23 protein-coding genes and 1 riboswitch are annotated in these 24,198 nt (G+C 47.3%); of the genes, 16 read left to right on the forward strand and 7 right to left on the reverse strand.

All coding sequences use genetic code 11. The features are described from left to right. Window positions 1-47: 47 nt before the first annotated feature. On the reverse strand, window positions 48-1,772 hold the full coding sequence (gene ptsP / locus KNQ14_RS02465) for a phosphoenolpyruvate--protein phosphotransferase (protein WP_214859526.1): 1,725 nt from the start codon (window positions 1,770-1,772) through the stop codon (window positions 48-50). A 353-nt stretch (window positions 1,773-2,125) separates the two neighbouring features. Between ptsP and KNQ14_RS02470 the strand changes: the two genes are divergently transcribed. From KNQ14_RS02470 to KNQ14_RS02480, 3 genes are read left to right on the forward strand one after another with little or no spacing between them, the layout of a single operon-like run. Further along, a complete protein-coding gene (locus tag KNQ14_RS02470) occupies window positions 2,126-3,538 on the forward strand; it encodes a leucyl aminopeptidase (RefSeq protein ID WP_214859528.1) in 1,413 nt (470 codons plus the stop codon). Then, the gene (locus KNQ14_RS02475) at window positions 3,535-3,705 is read left to right on the forward strand and encodes a hypothetical protein (protein ID WP_214859530.1); all 171 of its coding nucleotides are present in this window, start codon (window positions 3,535-3,537) and stop codon (window positions 3,703-3,705) included. The genes KNQ14_RS02470 and KNQ14_RS02475 overlap by 4 nt, the downstream gene beginning before the upstream one ends. Further along, window positions 3,686-4,354 carry a DUF429 domain-containing protein gene (locus tag KNQ14_RS02480; protein ID WP_214859532.1) on the forward strand — a complete coding sequence of 223 codons (669 nt, stop codon included), beginning with the start codon at window positions 3,686-3,688 and terminating at the stop codon, window positions 4,352-4,354. Before KNQ14_RS02475 ends, KNQ14_RS02480 begins: the two co-directional genes overlap by 20 nt. On the opposite strand, the gene ytvI is transcribed toward KNQ14_RS02480, so the two are convergent. Next, entirely contained in the window at window positions 4,334-5,458 is a 1,125-nt protein-coding gene (gene ytvI / locus KNQ14_RS02485) for a sporulation integral membrane protein YtvI (RefSeq protein ID WP_087681281.1), read from the reverse strand. The genes KNQ14_RS02480 and ytvI overlap by 21 nt on opposite strands. A gap of 93 nt (window positions 5,459-5,551) precedes the next feature. On the opposite strand from ytvI, the gene KNQ14_RS02490 reads away from it, so the two are divergent. Then, the gene (locus tag KNQ14_RS02490) at window positions 5,552-5,737 is read left to right on the forward strand and encodes a hypothetical protein (protein ID WP_064299469.1); all 186 of its coding nucleotides are present in this window, start codon (window positions 5,552-5,554) and stop codon (window positions 5,735-5,737) included. Next, window positions 5,703-6,590: a MazG nucleotide pyrophosphohydrolase domain-containing protein gene (locus tag KNQ14_RS02495; RefSeq protein WP_251138261.1), complete on the forward strand. Its 888-nt coding sequence runs from the start codon at window positions 5,703-5,705 to the stop codon at window positions 6,588-6,590. Before KNQ14_RS02490 ends, KNQ14_RS02495 begins: the two co-directional genes overlap by 35 nt. A 42-nt stretch (window positions 6,591-6,632) precedes the next feature. Here KNQ14_RS02495 and KNQ14_RS02500 read toward each other — a convergent pair whose 3' ends face one another. Genes KNQ14_RS02500 through KNQ14_RS02515 form a run of 4 tightly spaced genes read right to left on the reverse strand, consistent with a single transcriptional unit; the run spans window position 6,633 to window position 9,413 of the window. Continuing rightward, on the reverse strand, window positions 6,633-7,823 hold the full coding sequence (locus tag KNQ14_RS02500; protein WP_214859541.1) for an aminotransferase: 1,191 nt from the start codon (window positions 7,821-7,823) through the stop codon (window positions 6,633-6,635). After that, window positions 7,820-8,317 carry an Lrp/AsnC family transcriptional regulator gene (locus tag KNQ14_RS02505; protein ID WP_035406085.1) on the reverse strand — a complete coding sequence of 166 codons (498 nt, stop codon included), beginning with the start codon at window positions 8,315-8,317 and terminating at the stop codon, window positions 7,820-7,822. The genes KNQ14_RS02500 and KNQ14_RS02505 overlap by 4 nt, the downstream gene beginning before the upstream one ends. A 4-nt stretch (window positions 8,318-8,321) precedes the next feature. Next, window positions 8,322-9,116, reverse strand: coding sequence for a glycosyltransferase family 2 protein (locus tag KNQ14_RS02510; RefSeq protein WP_214859543.1), 795 nt, complete (start codon window positions 9,114-9,116; stop codon window positions 8,322-8,324). A gap of 57 nt (window positions 9,117-9,173) precedes the next feature. Continuing rightward, the gene (locus KNQ14_RS02515; RefSeq protein ID WP_023469118.1) at window positions 9,174-9,413 is read right to left on the reverse strand and encodes a NifU N-terminal domain-containing protein; all 240 of its coding nucleotides are present in this window, start codon (window positions 9,411-9,413) and stop codon (window positions 9,174-9,176) included. Between the two features lie 456 nt (window positions 9,414-9,869). On the opposite strand from KNQ14_RS02515, the gene KNQ14_RS02520 reads away from it, so the two are divergent. The 9 genes from KNQ14_RS02520 (at window position 9,870) to KNQ14_RS02560 (ending at window position 20,051) form a co-directional block, all read left to right on the forward strand. Then, on the forward strand, window positions 9,870-12,137 hold the full coding sequence (locus tag KNQ14_RS02520; RefSeq protein WP_214859545.1) for a ribonucleoside-diphosphate reductase subunit alpha: 2,268 nt from the start codon (window positions 9,870-9,872) through the stop codon (window positions 12,135-12,137). 18 nt (window positions 12,138-12,155) lie between these two features. Beyond that, on the forward strand, window positions 12,156-12,644 hold the full coding sequence (locus tag KNQ14_RS02525; RefSeq protein ID WP_214859547.1) for a flavodoxin domain-containing protein: 489 nt from the start codon (window positions 12,156-12,158) through the stop codon (window positions 12,642-12,644). After that, window positions 12,613-13,656 carry a ribonucleotide-diphosphate reductase subunit beta gene (locus tag KNQ14_RS02530; protein WP_023469115.1) on the forward strand — a complete coding sequence of 348 codons (1,044 nt, stop codon included), beginning with the start codon at window positions 12,613-12,615 and terminating at the stop codon, window positions 13,654-13,656. Before KNQ14_RS02525 ends, KNQ14_RS02530 begins: the two co-directional genes overlap by 32 nt. 434 nt (window positions 13,657-14,090) lie before the next feature. Next, the gene (gene yugI / locus KNQ14_RS02535) at window positions 14,091-14,483 is read left to right on the forward strand and encodes a S1 domain-containing post-transcriptional regulator GSP13 (RefSeq protein ID WP_012371159.1); all 393 of its coding nucleotides are present in this window, start codon (window positions 14,091-14,093) and stop codon (window positions 14,481-14,483) included. Between the two features lie 136 nt (window positions 14,484-14,619). After that, window positions 14,620-15,786 (forward strand): iron-containing alcohol dehydrogenase, encoded by a 1,167-nt coding sequence (locus tag KNQ14_RS02540; protein ID WP_214859548.1) that lies wholly within the window; start codon window positions 14,620-14,622, stop codon window positions 15,784-15,786. Window positions 15,787-15,899: 113 nt separating this feature from the next. Next, complete coding sequence (locus tag KNQ14_RS02545) at window positions 15,900-17,249, forward strand: glucose-6-phosphate isomerase (protein ID WP_214859549.1); 1,350 nt, start codon at window positions 15,900-15,902, stop codon at window positions 17,247-17,249. Between the two features lie 171 nt (window positions 17,250-17,420). Next, the gene (gene ytkD / locus KNQ14_RS02550; protein WP_023469112.1) at window positions 17,421-17,894 is read left to right on the forward strand and encodes an RNA deprotection pyrophosphohydrolase; all 474 of its coding nucleotides are present in this window, start codon (window positions 17,421-17,423) and stop codon (window positions 17,892-17,894) included. Next, on the forward strand, window positions 17,866-18,630 hold the full coding sequence (locus KNQ14_RS02555; RefSeq protein ID WP_214859550.1) for an alpha/beta hydrolase family protein: 765 nt from the start codon (window positions 17,866-17,868) through the stop codon (window positions 18,628-18,630). The genes ytkD and KNQ14_RS02555 overlap by 29 nt, the downstream gene beginning before the upstream one ends. A gap of 167 nt (window positions 18,631-18,797) precedes the next feature. Next, on the forward strand, window positions 18,798-20,051 hold the full coding sequence (locus KNQ14_RS02560) for an EAL and HDOD domain-containing protein (protein ID WP_214859551.1): 1,254 nt from the start codon (window positions 18,798-18,800) through the stop codon (window positions 20,049-20,051). 231 nt (window positions 20,052-20,282) lie between these two features. Here KNQ14_RS02560 and pckA read toward each other — a convergent pair whose 3' ends face one another. Beyond that, entirely contained in the window at window positions 20,283-21,851 is a 1,569-nt protein-coding gene (gene pckA, locus KNQ14_RS02565) for a phosphoenolpyruvate carboxykinase (ATP) (protein ID WP_023469109.1), read from the reverse strand. A gap of 234 nt (window positions 21,852-22,085) precedes the next feature. Then, a riboswitch (SAM riboswitch) is annotated at window positions 22,086-22,212 on the forward strand. A 128-nt stretch (window positions 22,213-22,340) separates the two neighbouring features. Here pckA and metK point away from each other — a divergent pair. Next, a complete protein-coding gene (gene metK / locus KNQ14_RS02570; RefSeq protein WP_023469108.1) occupies window positions 22,341-23,549 on the forward strand; it encodes a methionine adenosyltransferase in 1,209 nt (402 codons plus the stop codon). 137 nt (window positions 23,550-23,686) lie between these two features. Further along, a complete protein-coding gene (locus KNQ14_RS02575; RefSeq protein ID WP_214859553.1) occupies window positions 23,687-24,175 on the forward strand; it encodes a GNAT family N-acetyltransferase in 489 nt (162 codons plus the stop codon). The last annotated feature ends 23 nt before the right edge of the window (window positions 24,176-24,198 follow it).

The following is a 24,198-nucleotide window of genomic DNA, read 5'->3' on the forward strand; positions in this document are numbered from 1 at the left end:
GACAAAAAAAGACGAACCTGGATTGCTCCAGATTCGTCTGACAACACTTATTTTTTGATGTCGAAAGTCGTGCTGAGGAAGTCGACGACTTCTTCTGCCGTATCCATATCGAGTACTTGCTCAACGATTGCTTCACACTCTGATTTGTTGAGGCGTGTCATCAAGCTACGTGCGCGAAGGACAGATGATGCTGACATTGAGAACTCATCAAGACCAAGACCAAGAAGGATTGGAAGTGCCAATTCTTCTCCTGCCATCTCACCACACATGCCGACCCATTTGCCTGCTTTGTGTGCTTCTGTGATGACGTTGTTCAAGAGGTTTAAGATCGCTGGGTTGAACGGTTGGTACAGGTATGATACTTTTTCGTTCATCCGGTCTGCTGCCATCGTGTATTGAATCAAATCGTTCGTTCCGACTGAGAAGAAATCGACTTCTTTTGCGAACTGACGAGCCATGACCGCTGTTGCTGGGATTTCGACCATCATACCGACTTCGATGTCTTCTGATACCGTAACGCCTTCAGCTTGGAGGTTTGCTTTTTCTTCAAGGAGAAGTGCTTTTGCAGCACGGAATTCTTCGATCGTTGCGATCATCGGGAACATGACAGCAAGTTTACCGTATGCACTCGCACGAAGAAGTGCGCGTAATTGCGTACGGAACAAGTCTGTTTGATCGAGACAGAGACGGATTGCACGGTAACCGAGGAACGGGTTCATCTCGTGTGGGAGATCAAGGTACGACAATTCTTTATCGCCACCGATATCAAGAGTCCGGATGACGACTTTTTTATCGCCCATTGATTCGAGAACTGTTTTGTAAGCTGTGAACTGCTCATCTTCCGTTGGGAACGTCTCTGCATCCATGTAGAGGAATTCCGTACGGTAGAGACCGACTGCTTCTGCACCGTTATCCAAAACACCTTTGACATCGTTTGGTGTACCGATGTTTGCAGCGAGCTCGACGTGATGACCGTCAGCCGTCATTGTTTTTTCGTTCTTGAGCTTTTTCCACTCTTCTTTTTGTGCGATGTATGCTGCACGTTTTGCTTCATACTCAGCCACCTGCTCTTCGCTTGGGTTGACGATGACGTCACCTTCTGCACCGTCAAGGATGAGAAGATCGCCGTGTTTCACGTCCGTCAAGACGACTTTTGTTCCGACGACTGCTGGAATTTCGAGTGAACGTGACATGATGGCAGAGTGCGATGTCCGGCCACCAATGTTCGTTGCGAAACCTTTAGCATATTTGCGGTTCAATTGAGCTGTATCTGAAGGAGTCAAGTCTTCAGCGATGATGATGACTTCTTCGTTAATTTGAGCTGGAGTGACGAACGTGATACCGAGAAGGTGAGCCATCGTCCGTTTCGTGACGTCACGAACGTCTGCTGCACGTTCGCGCATGTATTCGTTATCCATTGATTCGAAAATCATGACCATCATGTTTGCGACTTCATCGAGTGCTTTTGCAGCATTTACTTGCTCGTCCTCGATTTTTGCGTTCACCTGACTGACGATTTCCGGATCTTCTAAGATGAGAAGGTGAGCCGAGAAGATCTCCGCTTTATCTGGACCTAATTCTTGTAAGGTATTTTCACGAATGACTTCGAGTTCTGTCTTCGATTTTGCGATTGCTGCTTGGAAACGTTCTTTTTCCGCAGCTGCATCCTCGATTTTGTGCGATGGAATCTCAAAGACCGGTGTTTCCATCACGAATGCTTTTGCAATCGCGATCCCTGCAGAAGCGCCAATTCCCTTGATATGTTGTGCCATGTGCATTACCCTCTTTTCAGTAAGTTTTTTTAACGCGACGACTTCGTTTCTTAGCTATCTATAGATACCCATAAACGCCTCTCTCTTAACGAGCCTTCTGCGCACTCTCCCTCGAATGAAAACGTAGACATTTCTAGGAACAGTAAACACATCGTTTCTTGAAGTGTCTCAACATTTCACCTGTATAATCCTATCATATTGTGAAACGAGCAACAATTGTTTGAAACCGAGCATTTCGACAAATTGTCGAACAGAAGTATTGAAAGCGTTTGCGGTCAGTCGAGAGGCTATCAGTTGGAAAATGACTGAAAACACTTCATACTAATAGATACTAGTCAAAGGGGGAGTTTTATATGCAAACGAATCAATCCGTAGACGTACTTGTTGTCGGGATTTCTGGAAATCAACCGCTCGATGAACGGTTACAAGCATTATATGGTGACAAATTAGAAGCGTGGGTCCGTCAAGGTGATATTTCAACGAAACGCGGAGAATTGCGTCTATTGCCGACATTAGCGGGCGACGTCGCACGTGTACTGTTCGTTGGACTCGGAAAAGTCGACCAACTCTCGCAAGACGATTTACGTCGCTTGCTCGGAAAAGCAGCACAACACGTTAAAGCACGTCGCTTAGAACATGTCACAGTTGATGCGACGACATTCCCAGGGCAACCAGTCGAGCTGATTGCTGAGACATTCACCCTCGCTACATATGAGGTCAAACATTATAAGACGTCGCCTTCGAAAGCGTACACGTTACATCTGACGGTCTTACCTTCTGAAGACGAAGCCGTCCTTCGTGGAACAGCCTTAGGCGAAGCGACGAACTTAGCGCGTCGTCTCGTAACGATGCCCGGGAATCTTTTGACGGCGCCAGCGCTTGCGGACGAAGCACGTTTCATCGCGGAGCGTCACGGACATGATCTCCGAATCATCGATAAGGAAGAGATGGAAGCACTCGGGATGGGCGCCTTGCTTGCCGTCAACCAAGGATCCGTCATTCCACCGAAATTGATCGTCCTTGAATATAAAGGATCAGCAGAAGCACCGATCGCGGTCGTCGGGAAGGGCGTCACGTTCGATACAGGTGGTTATTCCATCAAACCGAAAGACGGGATCGTCGGAATGAAAGGCGACATGGGGGGAGCGGCAGCCGTTCTCGGGCTATTCGAAGCACTCGGTCAACTGAAGCCAGATGTTCACGTCATCGGTGTCATTCCAGCAACCGACAACATGATTTCCGGGGACGCCTTTAAGCCGGATGACGTCATTACGTCGATGGCAGGAAAAACGATTGAAGTCTTGAACACGGATGCGGAAGGACGGCTTGTCCTTGCTGATGCGGTCACGTACGTCAAAGAGTATCAGCCAAAAGCGATCATCGACCTCGCGACTTTGACAGGCGGTGTCCTTGTTGCGCTTGGAACAGAAATCACAGGTGCGTTGACGAACGATGCGTCACTTTACGAACGCTTTGAACAGGTGACGAAAGAGACGAATGAGATGGTCTGGCAAATGCCGTATGTCGATGCGTTCATTAAACAAGTCCGCCGTTCGGAAGTCGCAGACTTGAACAACTCACCGGGACGCATGGGACATATGATCTTCGGTGGTGCGTTCGTCGGGGAATTCGTCGGTGACACACCTTGGTTGCACCTCGATATCGCGGGAACATCGGAACAGAATCAAGCGTCTGAGATTGGTCCAAAAGGAGCGACAGGCGTCATGGTACGTAGTCTGTACCGGTTCGTCGAGCAAGAAAAATGAGACGCTGGAATTTACTCGGTGTCTTGTTGACGATTCTTTCCGTCGTCTGGTATATGGATGCGCGCGACCGTCTATCGCTCGGTCTCGCGACGTTCATCGGTATCTTCACCGTCTTATCACTACTGCGTTCTTTCCGGGAGAAGACGAATGATCGTCATCGGAATTGATGCAGCAAAGGCAGGCTGGGTCGTCGTTATGTACGAAAACGGTCGTTATACGGGATCGGTCGAACCGACACTTGCAAATATTCCTAGAGCTGACCGGATTTGGGTCGATATGCCGATTGGTTTAACGGAAGGACGACGCGAAACGGATCAACTTTTGCGACAGGAATTACGCCCTGGGCGAACGAGCAGTGTCTTTAATGCCCCGTTTCTCAGTGCACTGACAGCTTCTAGCTATATGGAAGCAAATGATTTAGCGAAACAACATGCGGGGATCGGACTTTCAAAACAAGCGTGGTATCTATTACCGAAAATCAGAGAAGTTCGCAGTGTATATCGAACGGAGATGATTGAAGCCCATCCGGAAGTCTGTTTCGCGCGACTCGCCGGTCATCCGGCACGTTTTTCAAAGAAGACGACCGAAGGCATTGAGGAACGAATCGAATTACTAAAGCGTTTTGATTGTCCACCGTTATGGGAACAGCGTCAGTCGCATGTTGCGATCGATGATTGGCTCGACGCTTGTCTGCTTGCGACGGGCGCCCGTTTTCCGTGTGATTACTTACCGGCGAGTCGACCGGTGGACGCGGAAGGATATCCGTTATATGCAGCTGTACCCAAAAAATCACCCTCACCGAAATGGTGTGGGTGATCCTTTGACGAAGTCCCAAATATAATGGAAAATCTGGGCGTTGTAGAGTGCTTTTAAGATAACAGCGATCAATGGTCCGAGAATCAGTCCGAAGACACCAAAGAATTTGATCCCGACGAACAGTGCGATCAATGCCGTGATAGGTTGAATCCCGATGTTGTCGCCGACGATTTTCGGTTCCATGATGTTGCGCTGGAGAATGACGAGCGCGTATAGAATCCCGAGACCAATCGCAAGTGTCGTATCTCCGGTAATCAAGGAGTAAGCAATCCAAGGCAAGAAGACGGAACCAGTACCAAGATACGGCAAGATATCGAAAAAGGCAGCGATAAACGCGACTGCGAACGGATGCTCGACACCAATGACGAACAAACCGATTAAGACGATGAAGAACGTGATCGTAATCAAGGTGAACTGTGCTTTGATGTAGCCGAACAGGGCGGAGCGTAAACTCAAGAAGACCGACTCGAAACGAGCGAACCAAGGAAGCATCTCATAACGTTTCAATCGCATCTCGTATTGGTGCCAATCTTTTGCGATGAAGAACCAAGCGAGTAGGACGATGACGAAAATCAATGCAATCGATGGCAACGTCGCAAGGACCGTCTGTAGCATCATGGCGATACTTTTTGATCCTTCACCAATCGCACTCGCAAGTGAACTACCGAGGGATTGGATACTGTTTTGAACCGTATTTTGTTGCGATGGTTCCAGTGAGCGTAAGGCTTCCGAAGCATCGTTCCAAATCGGTGCCAGTTTTTCATTGTATAGTTTTTGAAAATACAGGCTCAACTCTTGGATTTGCGCCGGTAATTGATTGGCGACGAACACAAGACCGCGAATCAACTGCATGATGATCAAGGCGAGTGAACCAACTAATAAGCCACTGATTAAAATGATCGATAGCAACGCACCCCATCCACGATTGATCCGTAACCGCTTTTGGAAGAAATCGACGAGCGGTCGGCTGAAAAGGGCAAGCAGAAACGCAAAGACGAATGGATATAAGATGGACGAAAGGCGGATGAGTAACCATCCACCAATTAAGAAGGCGAAGATCACCGTCAGGAACCGGGCCATTTGCCAAAGACGTTCAGTCGACACAAGCAACACCTCTTACTGGATTATGTAGAATTTATTGATATCATCATATCATGTTTAGGTAGATTACGAGTCATTCAAAAGGAGGAGATCTCGATGCGTAAAAGAGAAATCGGACTAATTGCTGCGTTGATTGCTGCGACATCTGTCGGAATCCGGGAATGGAAGAAAAATCAGGCGTTTACGCAACGCGTCAAACAAGAGACAGAAATGCACGTACGCCAAGCAATCGTGGAGGGTCAGACAGATGGAACAGATGAAGACACTGCAACAAAAGGTTGATGCGACAATCCGCTCACTCGGCGGTTATTTTCGACCGCTATCGGGTCTCGCACGCCTGACGGAAGAGGTCGGCGAAGTCGGTGAAGCACTGGAACAAAATGATTTAGAAGCCCTTCGCTTTGAGCTTGTCGATGTCTTGATGATCTCAACCTGTCTTGCGAATCAATACGTGACGGATCTTGCAGCACAGCACGAGACACTCGGGACAGCAAACGATGATCAGGACGGTTCGTTTTATCGACTCGTGCATGAGGCCGGACAAATCGCACGTGTCATGAACGGGTACGAAGGCGATAAACCGCCGAAAGCGAAAGATACGATTGTTCCGATTGGTCATTCCTTAGCACGTCTGCAACGCGAACTGTTTCGATTAGCACGACCACTTCAACTGGATTTGCTGACAGAAATCGACCGGACGAATGAAAAGAATCTGAAGCGGGATAAAACACGCTTCGCGTTGACGCGTGATCCCATCACGGAAGAGACGATTGATCATTTCCGGAGTGCGACAGGAAGTGAGGCGCGCCTCTGGGGAGCCCCTGTGTACGAGGAGAGTCAAACGATCGAGGACAACATGGAAGCAGCATTGCCGTCACTCCGGCGTTTCCTCCGATGTGCGTCGATTGAGGGAATCGAGGCATTCGTCTTCGAAGCACCGATGGAACGTTCACGTAGTTTGGTTGAAGTGAAAGAACTAGCGGACGAAATGGGACGCTTGATCAAAGAGCGGACACCGCTTGACTTCAAGGATTCACCGTATCGGTTGGAAGTCTTTGCGCCACAACTCGGTCCGATTTCGCCGTATCACGCAGAAGACGATCATCGGATGTTCCTCGTTCTTTATGTAGACTAAAAAATGATCCGCCTACTCTTCGGAGCAAGGCGGATCATTTTTTTAATGTGAATGAGACGATGCTGCCTCATCTTGAGTCTGCCATTTTTTCATGAAGCGCTGAATCCGAGCGATCGCTTCTTGGAGTTGTTCCATCGAACTCGCGTAACTTGCGCGGACATAACCTTCACCGCTTGCTCCGAAAACGGATCCTGGAACGACGGCGACGCGCTCAGCGAGTAGCAGTTGCTCAGCAAACTGTTCACTCGTCAGTCCGGTGTGACCGATGTACGGAAAGGCATAGAAGGCGCCACCTGGTAAGTGTGTCGGAAGACCCGCAGCGTTTAACGCCTTAACGAAGTAGTTCCGGCGTTGACGATAACTCGTCACCATATCAGGAACTGTCTTATGACGAGAACGAAGTGCTTCGATTCCTGCAAACTGAACGAGCGTCGGAGCACACATCATCCCGTATTGATGGACCTTCAGCATCGATTGCGTGATTACTGGTGGGGCACAAGTGAAGCCAAGCCGCCAGCCTGTCATCGCGAAGGCTTTCGAGAAGCCGTTGATGATGATCGTCCGCTCCCGCATTCCGGGAAGGGTCGCAAAGCAGATCGCTTCCGTTTCGTAGGACAGTTCGGCGTAGATTTCGTCACTGATGACATATAGATCATGCTTTTGGACGAGTAACGCTAGGTCCGCTAATTGATCGCGCGACATCGTTGAGCCTGTCGGATTCGATGGGAAACAGAAAATGATTGCTTTCGTCTTATCTGTCAGCAACTGTTCGATCGTTTCCGGTTGAATCGCAAAACCATCTTCTGCGTGACACGCAGCAGCGACGGGAATGCCTCCAGCAAGTTCAATTAAAGGGGCATACGAGACGAATGCCGGTTCAACAACGATGACTTCATCTCCTGGATTGATCAAACTACGAAAGGCGAGATCAAGTCCTTCTGAGGCTCCAGTCGTGACGATGATTTCTTCCGTCGTCGAATAGGAGATGGCGAACTTTTCTTGCATGTAGAGCGCGATTTCCTGACGTAACTCGAGTAAACCGGCGTTGGCACTATACGCTGTATAGCCTTGTTCGAGTGCTGCGAAGCTCGCTTCTCGAACATTCCATGGCGTGACGAAATCAGGTTCACCGACACCAAGGGAGATGACATCTTCCATCGATCCTGCTAAATCAAAGAAACGACGGATTCCGGATGGGGCTAGCTGTTCGACACGTTCAGATAGAGACTTCATGGAGACACCTTCAATCGTTTGTCGTCATCATCCTGACTGAAGAGGACACCATCGTGCTTGTAGGTCTTCAAGCGGAAATGGGTCGTCGTCGAGATGACGGAGTCGAGCGTCGATAATTTTTCCGAGACGAATTGAGAGACTTCTTGTAGCGATTTGCCATCAAGGACGACTTGTAAGTCATATGCGCCTGACATCAAATAGAGGGACGTCACTTCCGGGAAACGATGGATCCGCTCCGCTACCTCGTCAAAACCGCGTCCACGTTTCGGTGTGACTTTGACATCGATGAAAGCCGTCACGCCATGATGGGCATGAATCTTTTGCCAGTCGATGACAGCGGTGTAACCGAGTAGGACACCGTCGCGTTTGAATGTCTCGATCGAAGCGGCTACTTCTGACGCTTCCCAGTCAAGCATTTGCGCGAGCAAGTTCACGTCCATCGGACCATTTTGTGTTAATAATGCTAATAATTCGAGTTGTTTTTCGGTGTACATGGGATCACTCACTTTCTGTCAATTGACCGTTGAAGGTACGACGGGTCTGGCGCAATCGTTCGCGTCGCTCAGCCTGGACGATATGGAAGTTCTTCATTTCAGTTGTCGGAAGTTGGTGTTTTTCAACGAGGCGTTCAAAAAAGACGCGTCGCGCTGCATCCTGACGGGCGGATTCATGATTACCCGACGGATTGAAAGCGTATAATACGGTCGCGCGCGCCGGGTGCAGTATTAAATGATCCTTGCCGACGCGTAAAATCCAGTCCCAGTCCCAGTAATTGAAGACGTCTTCGTCAAACAGACCAAGTTGATCGTGGAGCGATTTACGGTAGAGCGACCCGGACGGAATATATGTCGAGTCTTCTCGAATCGTCTCCGAATCGTACGGATATGCGAACGGCTCAGAATCAAGTGCGATCCGGTGATCGCCTTCCCAGCGATACGTAAAGAGCTCCGCGTCCGTATAGGTGAGATCAGCACCAGCTTCGAGATCGCCGACCGCTTCTTCGAGGTGACTCGGTAATAAGAGGTCGTCGTCGTCATGAAGTAAGATATACCGACCGGAAGCGAGCGTGATACCATGATTTCGAGCACGAACATGATGGTTTTCAGGTAACGCGACATAGGTCAGTTGAAGACGGTCCTGATACGCAGCCGTCACTGCTGAGACATCGTCTCCATTATTGTTTATGACGATGACTTCGAAGTCTTGATAGTGTTGACGCGTCAATGCTTCTAGCGCTTCTGCTAATTCACGAGGACGATTGTACGTCGGAATGATGATGGATACGGTTGGCATCAGTGATCGCTCCTTGAACAAAGACACCTGTCCAGGAACAGGTGTCTTCTTGTTTTTTTACATGTTTGCTTCAATGCGTGGTAGCAGTTCGTTCCATTCTGCTTCTGGTTCTTTCGTAACCGTCACGAAGTCGCCGTACGCGAACAGATTGTCGATGCCATCAAGGGCAATCAATGATGCGAGCAACGCATCTTCAGGTGTATCTTCTTTTTTGACACTCGTACTTTTAGCACCGAAGCGCTGTTCTTCGAGCGTGATTTTGACGGAATTCGGATTTGGTGTGTAATCGACTTGCATGAGGTAAGCTCCTTTCAACGTACATACGTATATGCCGTCTTTTCGTGATAGATGGATGGAATCCTTCTTCCTGATAGACGGAAGATCGATACGTTCAGTATATCAGAAAATTCGAAGAGAATATTTTTCTTCTAGTAGGAGAAATGGACCATCTTTGTTTTAACGGTTCACTTGACCTTATAATGCATTTTACTCGCTATCTCAATATATCTCAAAAGGCGTCATGATGCCTTTTTCAAATTGTTTGACCTGAATTTCAAAGCAAGGGGTTATTTTTTTGAATTTCAGTGATAACCTATATCTTGTAGATTAACAGGTTTAAAAACGCTAAAAACGTCTATATATAGAGTGAGAGTTGTAGAGTTCCTTCTATATGTAGGACGTCTTTTTTTAGTTTAGCGTATTTCATCGTCTAATGCGAACCTGTTTAACGATAGAGAATGGGAGTGGTTCATAGTGGCATCTCCACTGAATACAGCACGCATCTTTAAAGGTGCAATGACAATAGAAGACGTATATGTCGTGATTAGACAAGCAACGGAAACGTATCCGGAGCTTGATATCGACCGCTATACTGAACGTGCCATCCGAGCGCTTGAAGGAAAATCCCTACAAGCCGATCAAGTCTATGAACTGTTAACGATGCACGCACTCGATATGTTAAAGGCAGAAGAGCCGAACTGGACATTCGTAGCGACAGCGACTTACTTAAATCGGTTATACCTTGAAGCAGGTGAAAATCGCGGATATGCAGCAGAAGAACGGTATGGTTCGCTGTATACGTTGATTGAAAAACTGACAGAAATCGGCATCTTTACGAAACATTTACTAGATACGTATTCGAAGGAAGACATCAACGAACTGTCGGCAACGATCGATCCATCCCGCGACCACTTGTTCACATACATTGGTCTTCGAACACTGGCAGACCGGTACCTCGCACGTGATCACGTCAAAAACTTGTACGAGCTACCACAAGAACGATTCATGGTCATCGCGATGACACTGATGCAGAACGAACCGAAGGAACGTCGTTTAGAACTCGTCAAAGAAGCTTACTGGGCATTGTCGAACCTCTACATGACAGTTGCGACTCCGACGCTTTCGAACGCTGGTAAGTCTTACGGTCAACTTTCTTCATGTTTCATCGATACAGTCGATGATTCGCTACGCGGCATCTACGACTCGAACACGGACGTGGCGACACTTTCTAAAGGTGGCGGCGGAATCGGCGTTTACATGGGTAAGATTCGCTCACGCGGATCAGACATCAAAGGATTCAAAGGTGTCTCAAGCGGTGTCATCCCGTGGATGAAACAATTGAACAACACGGCAGTCAGCGTCGATCAGCTCGGTATGCGCCAAGGATCGATCGCGGTGTACCTTGATATCTGGCACAAAGATATCCTCGAATTCCTGGACGCGAAGCTCAACAATGGGGATGAGCGACTTCGGACACACGACTTGTTCACAGGTGTTAACTTACCGGACCGTTTCATGCGTGCCGTCGAAGCACGAGAAGACTGGCATTTGTTTGACCCACATGAAATTCGTACCGTTATGGGCTTCAGCCTTGAAGATTACTTCGATGAGACGGAACAAGGGGGCAGCTTCACAGAACGATACGAAGCGTGTGTCAACGAACCGCGTCTCAGCAAAAAAACAGTTCCGGCAATCGATCTCGTCAAACGCTACATGCGCTCGCAACTCGAGACAGGTACGCCATACATGTTCTTCCGTGACGCCGTTAACCGTGCGAACCCGAATAAACATGCAGGGATGATCTACTCGTCAAACCTTTGCTCGGAAATCATGCAGAACATGAGTCCGACGACCGTGACGGAAGAGTACACGGAAGACGGTAAAATCATCGTCACGAAGACACCAGGGGACTTCGTGGTCTGTAACTTGTCATCGATCGCACTTGCACGTGCAGTTCGTTCTGACGTCTTAGAGCGATTGATTCCGATTCAAATGCGGATGCTTGATAACGTCATCGACTTGAATACGATCGATGTCCCGCAAGCACAATTGACGAATCAAAAATACCGTGCCGTTGGTCTTGGGACGTTCGGTTGGCATCATCTGCTTGCACTCGAAGGCATCCGTTGGGAATCGGTCGAAGCGGTACAATACGCAGACCGTCTCTACGAAAAAATCGCTTATTTGACGATTGATGCGTCGATGCAACTTGCGAAAGAGAAGGGCGCGTACCGTCTCTTCGAAGGTTCAGAATGGCAAACAGGAGAGTACATCAAACGTCGCCACTATAAAACGACGGATGAACTCGATTGGGATCGTCTCCAAGCCGACATCACGGCGTACGGAATGCGTAATGCTTACTTGATGGCAGTCGCACCGAACTCATCGACGGCAATCATTGCGGGTAGTACGGCATCGATTGATCCAATCTACAAAAAAGTCTACTCGGAAGAGAAGAAAAACTATAAGATTCCAGTCACTGTTCCAGATTTAACACCGGAAACGAACTGGTTCTATAAATCAGCGTTTGAGATTGACCAGCTATGGAGCATTCGTCAAAATGCTTCGCGTCAGCGTCACATCGACCAAGCGATCAGTTTCAATCTGTACGTGAAAAATAACGTCAAGGCGAAAGAATTACTCGAGATGCACATGGAAGCATGGCAACTCGGGATGAAGACGATCTACTACACGCGTTCGACGACGGTTGAGATCGACGAATGTGAATCGTGTTCATCATAAGATAAGGAGGACGATATCATGAAGGCAGCAATCGTATATGCGTCATTGAGTGGAAACACGGAGGAGGTGGCAGAACTCGTCGCGAAGACGTGTTCTGAGATGGGAATCGAGCCGACGATGTTGTTTGCGGACGAAGTGACGACGTATCAGTTAATGCCTTATGATATCGTCTATTTTGGTTCGTATACGTGGGGAGATGGGCAATTACCCGACGATATGCGCGATTGTCTTAGAACCGTTCTGAAGCAGAGTTCGCATGCGATTCCGCAGGCAGCGGTTTTTGGAACAGGGGACAAGATGTTCGTCAAATATTGTCGCGCCGTTGATGAAATGGCGTATCATCTCTCGAAATTCGGGGTGCCGCTTGCCGGCGAACTATTGAAAATCGAGCAGTCACCACGCAATCGCCCACATCTCGTAAAGGAATGGACGAAACGGACCATTCTTCAATTACAGCAAGAAGGAGTCGAAGCACATGGAACAGCTACAAAAAATCAAACTGCTTGATGCACGTCATCCGAATCGCGCGACAGCAATCATCGGTGGCGAAACGAGTGCCATTGTCAATTGGAACGATATTGCCTATCCACAGTTTTATTCGATCTACAAACAACTATTATCGAACTTCTGGATTCCAGATGAGATTTCAATGTCGAAGGACATGCAACAGTGGAATCAACTAAGCGAACGGGAACAGGATGCCTTCAAACGAATCATCGGGCTACTCTCGATCCTTGACTCGGTTCAGACACGCTATATCTTGGAATCGGCAATGTTCACATCGGATTCGTCCGTTCACGCGATTCTTGCGATCGTTGCGCAACAGGAAGTCGTTCATAATCAATCGTACAGCTACGTCTTATCCAGCTTAGTTCCATTGGCTGAACAAAACCGGATTTTTGATATCGCGAAAGACGATGACATGGTCATGAAGCGTAATGCATTCATTCTTGATTTATACGAAGATTTCCAAAATGACCGGACTCCAGAAAACTTCGCGAAATCGCTCGTTGCTTCGATTGTTCTTGAAGGAATCAACTTCTATTCAGGCTTTGCCTTCTTCTATAACTTAGCGCGTCACCAAAAAATGGTCGGGACATCGACGATGATCAGCTACATTCAACGGGATGAATTGCAACACTCGTACTTCATCAGTCAATTGTTACGTGCTGTCTTGTCGGAGCATCCGGAAATTGATGCCGATGGCTCCTTCACACAATTCGTCTATGACACGTTCAAACGTGCCGTTGATCTTGAAATCGAGTGGAGTGAGTATGTCTTGCGTGATCTAGACGGTCTTGATGTCAGTGAAATGCGTGATTACGTTAAATATCTCGCAAACAAACGTCTTCGCGTCATCGGTTTGTCGGATCTTTATGAAGGGCACGACGAAGATGTCATGCCATGGATTCGTGCGTATTCGGATGATTCGATGAACGCGACAAAATCGGACTTCTTCGAACAAAAATCACGTTCGTATGCGAAAGTAACGGATGCGAATGGATTCGACGATCTGTGAGTAATAAATAGATCAATTGATGATTGCTTCTACTCTATATTTCCTTTACGCTAGGACAGGCGAGGTTCTGCTCGACTCCTGCGGAAAAACAAGTCATCATGACCCTGGAAGATGCGACGCATCTAAAGCGGCATGAGGGCTTGTCCGCGGAAAGCGAGCAGACCGAGACTGTCCGTTTTTTTATAGTCTTATCTGTTTTTCGTCTTTCTCGTTTCAAGCATTACTTTTCTTTGTCACTTAGGTCAATTGAGCAAAAGAACAAAAAAAGGGCCGAACTCGGAAAGTTCGGCAGAATCAGGGGGAATACTTGAAGTCTTGCTACTAAAATGTTCCCTTGTGAAATAAAAAATAAACAAATTCCAAAAATATTTTTTACGATACAAGAAAAGTGTGTTATTATAAGTTGATGAATTTAGTTAGGGAGTGTATACATTATGGCAAACTTTGAAAAAGACCAAGTCGTTACTGGTAAAGTAACTGGTATTCAAAACTTCGGTGCTTTCGTAGCACTTGACGAGCAAACACAAGGTCTCGTCCACATCTCAGAAATCTCACACGATTACGTAAAAGACATCAACGATTACGTAAAAGTTGGCGATGAAGTAACTGTTAAAGTTCTCGACATCGACGAAGCTAACAAAAAAATGAAGCTTTCGATCAAAGCAACTCAGGAAGCTCCAAAACGTGAAGCACGCGCGAAAGGTCCACGCAAAAACGCTGGACGTCGCGATGCAGGTCCTGCTTTCAAACAAGAAGAAGCACCTGGATTCAACGTTCTTAAAGGTAAATTGGAAGAATGGATTGAAAAATCAAACTTCCAAAAATAAGCCACATGAGAGAATCGACATCGGTCGGTTCTCTTTTTTTATGCGATTTTTACATAGAATAAGCATTAAATTAGATGCGAAAGGGGAATGTGTGGATAATGAAAGGTGTTCATTACTTATTGAGGAGGCAGCACAGATGGAAAACTTTGAATATCGCAATCCAACAAGACTTATTTTTGGTGACGGTCAAGTCAGCCAACTGAAACCACAACTCGAAGCACTCGGTGCAAAGAAAGTCATGCTCGTCTTCGGTGGCGGCAGTATTAAACGGAACGGCGTCTATGATGATGTCACACGTGAACTCAACGCGGCAGGTATCGAGTACGTCGAATGCGACGGTGTCGAACCGAACCCGCGCATCGAGACAGCAGAGCGCGGTATCAAAATCGCACGTGAAGCAGGCGTTGACGCATTGCTTGCACTTGGTGGCGGTTCTGTCATCGACTGCACGAAATTGATCGCTGCTGGTATTCCTTATGAAGGCGAAGCATGGGATCTCGTCATCGGCAAAGCAACACCAGAGACAGTCATCCCATTCGGAACAGTCTTGACGCTTGCAGCAACAGGTTCTGAGATGAACTCAGGATCCGTCATCACGAACTGGAAGACACAAGAGAAGTACGGTTGGGGTAGCCCGCTTACGTTCCCAACATTCTCAATCCTTGATCCGAAGTACACAGTCAGTGTGCCAAAAGATCAAACAATCTACGGTATCGTCGATATGATGAGCCACTGCCTCGAGCAATACTTCCACCCTGCGCATGCACCGGTCCAAGAACGGATGACAGAAGGTGTCATGAAAGCAGTCGTCGAAGCAGCACCAAAACTCGTCAACGATCTCGAGAACGTTGAACTTCGTGCCACGATTCTCTTCGCTGGTACGATGGCGCTCAACGGTGTCCTTCAAATGGGCGCACGCGGCGACTGGGCATCACACAACATCGAACACGCGGTTTCAGCTGTTCACGATATTCCGCACGCAGGTGGACTTGCGATCCTCTTCCCGAACTGGATGCGCCACGTACTCGACGAATCAAACGCACATCGTTTCGTCACACTCGGTGAGAACGTCTTTAACGTTGATACGGAAGGTAAATCAGAGATGGAAGCAGCACACGCGACAATCGACGCAATCAGTGCTTTCTGGACATCACTCGGTGCACCGAATCGTCTCGCTGATTACGACATCAAAGAAGATACAGTTGACGCAATCGTCAAGTCAGCAATGACACGCGGCGACTTCGGAAACTTCAAATCACTTGGAAACGAAGACGTTCGTCAAATCGTGACAGCTGCCCTATAACAATCTGTAACATTTGCTACTCATTTCACAAAAGACTTGAACGACCTTCCTTCTTGCGTTTTAATGAAAAGGAAGGTCGCATTTTGTTGCGAATGAATAAGGAGGACGATGGCATGTCAACAGTACGTTTTGATTATTCGAAAGCCCTACAATTCGTAGGTCAACATGAAGTAGATCATATGGCGGAAACGGTAAAGACGCTTCACCATGCGATTCATGCAGGAACAGGCGCAGGAAGTGATTTCTTAGGATGGGTGGATCTTCCGACGAACTACGATCAAGCGGAGTTTGCACGCATTCAAGCGTCTGCAGAAAAAATCAAGTCGGATTCTGATGTGTTGTTAGTCGTCGGAATCGGCGGTTCGTATCTCGGAGCGCGCGCTGCGATCGAGATGCTCGGACACTCATTCCATAACTTGTTATCAAGAGAAGATCGCAAAGCACCACAAATCATCTATGCAGGTCATAATATCTCATCGACGTATCTGCACGATTTATTCGAAGTCCTCGACGGAAAAGATGTATCGGTCAATATCATCTCGAAATCGGGTACGACGACAGAACCAGCAATTTCGTTCCGTCTCTTGAAATCGTTCATGGAAGAGAAATACGGTAAAGCAGAAGCCAAACACCGGATTTATGCAACGACGGATAAAGCGCGTGGTGCATTAAAAACACTCGCAGACTCTGAAGGATACGAGACATTCGTCATTCCGGATGATGTCGGCGGTCGTTTCTCTGTGTTGACACCGGTTGGTCTATTACCGATCGCAGCAGCTGGTATTTCAATCGAAGAGTTGATGCAAGGTGCCCGTGACGCGCAAGAGCGCTACGCGAGCGAAAACCTAGCTGACAACGAAGCGTATCAATACGCGGTCGTTCGAAATGCGCTCTATGCGAAAGGGAAGACGATCGAGCTTCTCGTCAACTACGAACCAGCACTTCATTATGTGTCAGAGTGGTGGAAACAATTATACGGCGAGTCAGAAGGAAAAGACTTCAAAGGGATCTTCCCAGCAGCAGTCGACTTCTCGACGGATCTCCACTCGATGGGACAATACGTCCAAGAAGGTCGTCGTGACCTGTTCGAGACAGTCATCAAAGTCGGTCAAGCACGTCATGCATTGACGATCGAAGAAGATGCTCAGGATCTCGATGGATTGAACTTCCTTGCAGGGAAGTCGATTCAATTCGTCAACGATAAAGCAGCAGAAGGTACGTTGCTTGCGCACACGGACGGACAAGTACCGAACTTGACAGTCGAACTTCCAGAGATGACACCGTATCACCTCGGATTCCTGTTCTACTTCTTCGAAAAAGCTTGTGCGATGAGTGGTTACCTCCTCGGAGTGAACCCATTTGATCAGCCCGGCGTCGAAGCGTACAAGAAAAACATGTTCGCTCTTCTTGGGAAACCAGGATTCGAAGCAGAAAAAGCAGAACTCGAAGCACGTTTGAAGTAATATGAATGACAGTCGATCGTTCCCTAGTGGAACATCGGCTGTTTTTTTGTCTTTAGCGGATGATAGTAGGCTATCATTTTCCAGATTTACAGGTAATCCTAGCGTTTTCACTTTTAGAATACCCGTGAAACAGGTAAAGTGAAGTTAGAAGAAGAAATGAGGTGCACGTACGTGATTACATTCTTGGATTATTATCAAAATCAAGTGGAGTTAAGTTTTGATGACCATCCGTTCTCGGATCGTCCCTTACACGTATGGGTCATTGCCGTGTACGAAGGAAAATGGTTGCTGACCCATCATAAGCAACGTGGTTATGAATTTCCTGGTGGAAAGGTTGAACCAGGGGAAACGGCGGAAGAAGCTGCACGTCGTGAAGTGATGGAAGAGACAGGTGGGGAAATCGATTCCCTCTCATATGTCGGGCAGTATCGAGTTGCCGGAAAAGGCGATACGATCATCAAAAACATCTACTTCGCGCAAATCGGATCATTGTCGTCTCATCTTGCCGTGGATGAAACGGACGGTGCTTTTCTATTCGAGGAACTCCCTGAACGTCTCGATACGAATCGACAATACAGTTTCATGATGAAGGACCGTGTCCTTCCGGAGACGCTCCGTGTACTTAGCGAACGCCGATTGGTTTGAACTTCCGCGGCAAGGTCCGTTTCGGACGTTTCGGATGTTTTATACCACAGCGGACGGAGAACGGGTCGGTGCCTATATCGTACTCCCGCAAGTCGCGAACGGTCAGGGAATTCTCTACTTGCGTGGTGGAACGCGTTCGATCGGAATGGTCCGACCGACTCGATTGCTCGCGTTCGCACAGGCAGGCTTTTTTGTCATGGCACCTTTCTATCGAGGGAATCTAGGCGGCACGGGAAAAGAAGACTTTGGACATCACGATATCGAAGACGCCTGCAGCGCCTTTGACTGGTTACAGCAACGTGTCTCGCATGTTCACGCATTTGGATTTTCACGTGGTGGACAGATGGCACTGCTCCTTGCGCATCACCGTCCAGTCGCTCGAACGGTTTCCTGGGCAGGGGTGACGGAGTTGACGTGGACGTATGAAGAGCAGAAGACGATGCAAAAGATGCTGCGGCGATACACGGGAGGTACACCAGATACGGTTCCTGATGAATACGCGGTTCGCTCGCCGCTCCATGTCGAACCTCAAGGTGAAGTGTTATTGATTCACGGTGCGTATGATGAGAACGTTCGTTTACGCCACGCGACGGCTTATGCCGCACGTCATTCCGAAAAAACGACGCTTCAGACTTACGCCTACGCGCATCAATTTCCGATTCATGACAAGTTGCGTGTGACGCGGAATGTGTTGAATTGGTTTGAGACTGGTGTATGGAATTCAGATGAAAGATGATAGTTCAAGCAGTACGACCGATGTCGTGCTGTTTTTTTGTGTTACGGAAAATGGCATAGAATTAAAAAATAAGAACATTGATATGTTGTAAAAAACAATAATCTCCTAAAAAGTAAACTTTGATATAATAGATGACATCTGAGAAGAATAGAGGGGGCATGAGAACGATGGATATCTTATTAGCACGTCAACCCATCGTTAATCGAGTAGGTTCGATTGATGCATTTGAACTATTGTATCGTTCGATTGAACAAATCAGTGTGTTTGATGGTGATTTAGCGACGATGGATGTTTTGACGAATACACTTGTTCATATGGGAGTAGATCATGTAGCAGAAGGCAAGAAGCTATTTGTTAATTTCACGGCAGAGCTGTTGAAAAGTGACTTGATTCATTATTTGGATCCAAGCCAATTCGTCATTGAAATTCTAGAAACAGTTGAAATCGATACAGAGATGCTGTCTGTTCTACATAGTTGGAAAGACGCGGGCTTTACGTTAGCACTCGATGATTTTGTGACGGATTTACTTCGACAGCATGGAGCGGAATTGTTTGAGTTGATCGATTTAATTAAAATCGACATCGAGGCGATTTCCCCTCGTGAGCAAAGTGCTATCCTCCATATTGTCCGTCGCAATTATCCTCATATCCGAATGCTTGCCGAGCGTGTCGAAACGCACGAAGATCATACACGTTGTCTTGACATGGGATATGACTGGTTTCAGGGATATTTTTATGCTAAACCGATGTTGATGAAAGGAAAGGCGGTCCCACCGCAACTACCGGTTTTGTTAAAAATGCTGAAATGGCTTGATACGGATGAAAAGTACGATGAGGTCGTTGATGAGATTGAAGCGAATCCCTATATTAGTATTCAAGTGTTACAGCTGATCAATTCTCCAGGAATGGGTTTACGCAATACCGTCAGTTCCGTTCGTCAAGCGATTTCACTGCTTGGCTTTTCGCAACTCAAAAGTTGGATTTCGTTGATTGTTTTACGTGAGATGAAGCTTGCTAGTCCTTATGAGTGGTCAAATGAGTTATTACGGTCCTCTTTACACTGTGCGAAGCTCTGTGAACTCTTTGCTACCGAAACACGAACACTACAACCGGAGAGTGCTTACATGATTGGCTTGTTATCGCACATCGATGCGTTATTATCTGTTGATATTGACGATATCATCGATCAATTGCCACTCGAAGATTCTCTGAAGATTGTTCTACAAGGAAAGGATCATCCGTTTCGGGATTGTTTAGTGCTTGCGATTAGTGCAGATCGAGGTGATTTTGATCAGTTTGAACTGCTGAGTCAGCGTTTAAATGTATCACTTCCGCGAGCATATGCCTTACTGACGGAAAGTCAAGAGTGGCTCATGCAGCGAGAAAAACATATTCAAGAAGAGTCAGACTCGATCATATAACTAAAAAAGAGTTTGAAGACTTTTTTTCTAGACATAAGACGACGTGTAATCATTCTCTTAACTGAGTAGGATTACACGTTTTTATTCGTCTCGAATCGCCTAATAGGAAGAATTTCTAAGGATTAAGGAGTAACTAAAAAATCTGAGTCCGTGAAGATCGGACTCAGATTTTTTAGTGAAATGATGTAAATTCAGTGTCTCTCTTTTTGATGAAAGTCAGAAAACGCTACTTTATAGGCGTGGACCAGCTGACTTGATCGCATCCGTCGCACTCTCGAAACGGAGGAAATTGTTCTGGAATTTCTCAGCAAGCGAACGCGCTTGTGTGTCGTATTCGTCCGGATTCGACCAGACGCGTACCGGGTTGAGTAACTCACTTGGAACACCAGGAACTTCAAGCGGCATATGAAGTCCAAAGATCGGGTGTTCTTCTGTTGGAATCGTTGCAAGTGTGCCGTTAACGGCAGCGTTGACCATCGTCCGTGTATAGGATAGCTTCATGCGGCTACCTGTTCCGTAAGCACCGCCTGTCCAGCCCGTGTTGACGAGATAAACGGTAACACCATGACGATCGATCAATTCGCCGAGCATCGTCGCATATTTTTCAGGCATCAGTGGAAGGAATGGTGAACCAAAGCATGTCGAGAACGTTGCTTCCGGTTCCGTGACCCCACGTTCTGTCCCAGCGAGTTTTGATGTATATCCTGATAGGAAGTGATACATCGCTTGTTCTTTCGTCAATTTGCTGATCGGAGGCAAGACACCGTACGCATCAGCTGTCAAGAAGACAATCGTCTTCGGATGACCAGCGCGTGACGGAACAGCGATGTTATCGATTGCCGTAATCGGATAAGCAGCACGCGTATTTTCCGTCAACGATGTATCATCGTAATCAGGATGACGGGCTTCGTCGAGTACGACGTTCTCAAGGACGGTTCCGAAACGGATCGCGTCAAAGATTTGTGGTTCTTTTTCACGCGATAGATTGACCGTCTTCGCATAACATCCCCCTTCGATGTTGAAGACACCATCGTGCGACCAACCATGCTCATCGTCACCGATCAATTGACGGCTATCATCGGCTGAAAGGGTGGTCTTACCAGTACCAGATAGACCGAAAAACAAGGCGACGTCGCCTTCGTGTCCGACGTTTGCCGAGCAGTGCATCGAAAGGACGTTTTCTTGTGGCAAGAGGTAGTTCATGACGGAAAAGATCGACTTTTTGATTTCTCCAGCGTATTCCGTTCCACCGATCAAGACGATTCGGTGTTCGAACGACATCGCGATGAACGTCTCGGAGTTCGTTCCGTCAACGGCAGGATCTGCTTTGAAATGTGGCGCGTAGACGACCGTGAACGGTTCGAAGGCAGCCACTTCAGGATACTCGCGTAAAAAGAGTTGTTTGGCAAACAGGTTATGCCAAGCATATTGTGTGAGCACACGGACCGGAAGGGTGAAGTGCGTATCTGCTCCAGCAGCAGCTTCTGTGTAATAGAGATGGTCAGCTTCGTTCATGTAACGAAGAACCTTTTGCAACAATTGTTCAAATTTGTCTCCATCCATTGGTTGGTTGACATGACCCCAATCAATGTGAGACTCGCAGGAAGAATCACGGACGATGAACTTATCTTTTGGTGAACGACCTGTAAATTTCCCCGTTTCTACAGATAATGCGCCGTTCTCAGCAAGGACACCTTCTTCGTTTCGAATCGCATGTTCGACAAGTTCAGCAACAGATAGTTGTTTGAACACATGCTCTTTCTTGAGTAGTTCTTCGATATTCAGGACCGTCATCGGCATCCTGACCCCACCTTTCCCCTACGTTGGTTTTGGCTCACTGCATTTAGTATGACACATTTATTATATATGACATACTAAAGGGAGAGCAATCATTTTCTAGTGCTGATTTCTATTTATCTGGAAACGCTTTCAGCATTAACAGTTTAACATCTCTTTCAAAAAGTTTCGACTAGAATTTGAAACCTTGCTTGACAGAGTAGTTACAACTTTATATCATGTAATTCGTAACGGATACTCTTATTCTGAGCAGGTGGAGGGAACAAGGCCCGAAGAAACCCGGCAACCGTCCTACATTAATTCACATATTAATGAGGGAAAAGGTGCTCTCCTGAAGCGAAGTAAACACTTCGAACGATAAGAGGGTAAAGGAAGAACGCACAACCTTTCCCTGACCATTTTTTGGACTTGGAAAGGTTTTTTTCATTTTACCGTCCCACTCAACTAGGGGAAATGAGTACACCGTCAAATTCTTTTTTGGGAGGGTCATACATGACAAACCTTAATCGCCGACTATTCACGTCGGAGTCAGTCACTGAAGGTCATCCAGATAAAATCTGTGACCAAATTTCGGATTCAATTCTTGATGCAATCCTCGCAGCGGATCCAAACGCGCGTGTTGCGGCAGAAACTTCTGTTACAACAGGTCTCGTTCTCGTTGCAGGTGAGATCACGACATCGACTTACGTCGACATTCCAAAAGTCGTCCGTGAAACGATTCGTGAGATCGGTTATACACGCGCGAAATACGGTTTCGACGCGGACACATGTGCTGTATTGACATCAATCGATGAGCAATCAGCAGACATCGCTCTTGGTGTCGACCAAGCGCTTGAAGCACGTGAAGGTAGCATGTCTGATGCAGAAATCGATGCAATCGGTGCAGGAGACCAAGGTCTCATGTTCGGTTACGCAACGAAAGAAACGCCAGAACTCATGCCACTTCCAATCTCGCTCTCACACCGTCTCGCACGCCGTTTGGCAGAAGTGCGTAAAAACGGTCAACTCGACTACCTTCGTCCGGACGGAAAAACACAAGTCACGGTCGAATACAACGAGAACAACGAGCCGGTTCGTGTCGATACGATCGTTATCTCGACACAACACGCAGAAGAAGTCACGCTTGAGCAAATCCAAGCTGACTTGAAAGAACACGTCATCACACCGGTCATCCCGGCTGAATACATCGACGCAGCAACGAAATTCTTCATCAACCCAACTGGCCGTTTCGTCATTGGCGGACCACAAGGAGATGCTGGATTGACTGGTCGTAAGATCATCGTTGATACGTATGGTGGATACGCACGCCACGGCGGTGGAGCATTCTCAGGTAAAGATCCAACAAAAGTCGACCGTTCAGCTGCATACGCAGCACGTTACGTCGCGAAGAACCTCGTTGCTGCAGGTCTTGCAGACAAAGCAGAAGTTCAACTCGCGTACGCAATCGGTGTCGCGCACCCGGTATCAATCGCGGTTGACACATTCGGTACAGGAAAACTTCCTGAAGCGCAACTCGTCGAATTGGTTGCTGAAAACTTCGATCTTCGTCCGGCTGGAATCATCAACATGCTTGATCTCCGTCGTCCGATTTATCGTCAAACAGCTGCATACGGTCACTTCGGTCGTACAGATGTTGAGCTTCCATGGGAGCAAACAGATAAAGCAGCAGTTCTTGAAGAACAAGCAAAACGTTTCGCATAATCAAAAAGTCCGAGAACCCTACGCGGGTTTTCGGACTTTTTTGTTTACGGGGAACTTTGCAGGAAACGAATGTTTTTTCTAGAAGAGGGTAAAAGTACATGAGTCGATTCGTATGAATACAAAGGGGGGTTCCGATTATGGAAATACGCGAAGCTATTCCAGCTGATGCAGGACGTATTCATGACATTGCTGTCACATCTTGGTTGGATACGTATGCAGAAATCTATTCCGAACGTTCGAAAGCGCATTTCGTGCAGGAGGCGTATCCGCAAGAAGAAGTCGTTCGTGCGATCCGGACGGCGGAAGAAGCACGGGGAGAGTATTTTTATGTCGGAATCATCGATGAGGAAATCGTCGGTTTCATTCATGCTGTTGATGTTGAGGGAACGTGGGAGATCATTCGTCTGTACGTCTTGCCGAAATATCAGCAAAACGGAATCGGACGACGATTGATCCGTGAACTCGAACGACAAGGAGCCATCCCACTCGAAGTCTACGTGGAGGCACGTAACTATAAAGCACGTCAGTTTTTGACCTCATTCGGTTTTGAAGAACTCAGTGAGATGACGGAAGAAGTCTTTGGGCAAGTAGAATCTGTCATTCGTCTTCGCCATGTCGCCTCGTGAAATCCGTCTTGGGACGGTTTCGT

Source organism: Exiguobacterium sp. s161 (genome assembly GCF_018619045.1).
GTDB lineage: Bacteria > Bacillota > Bacilli > Exiguobacteriales > Exiguobacteriaceae > Exiguobacterium_A > Exiguobacterium_A indicum.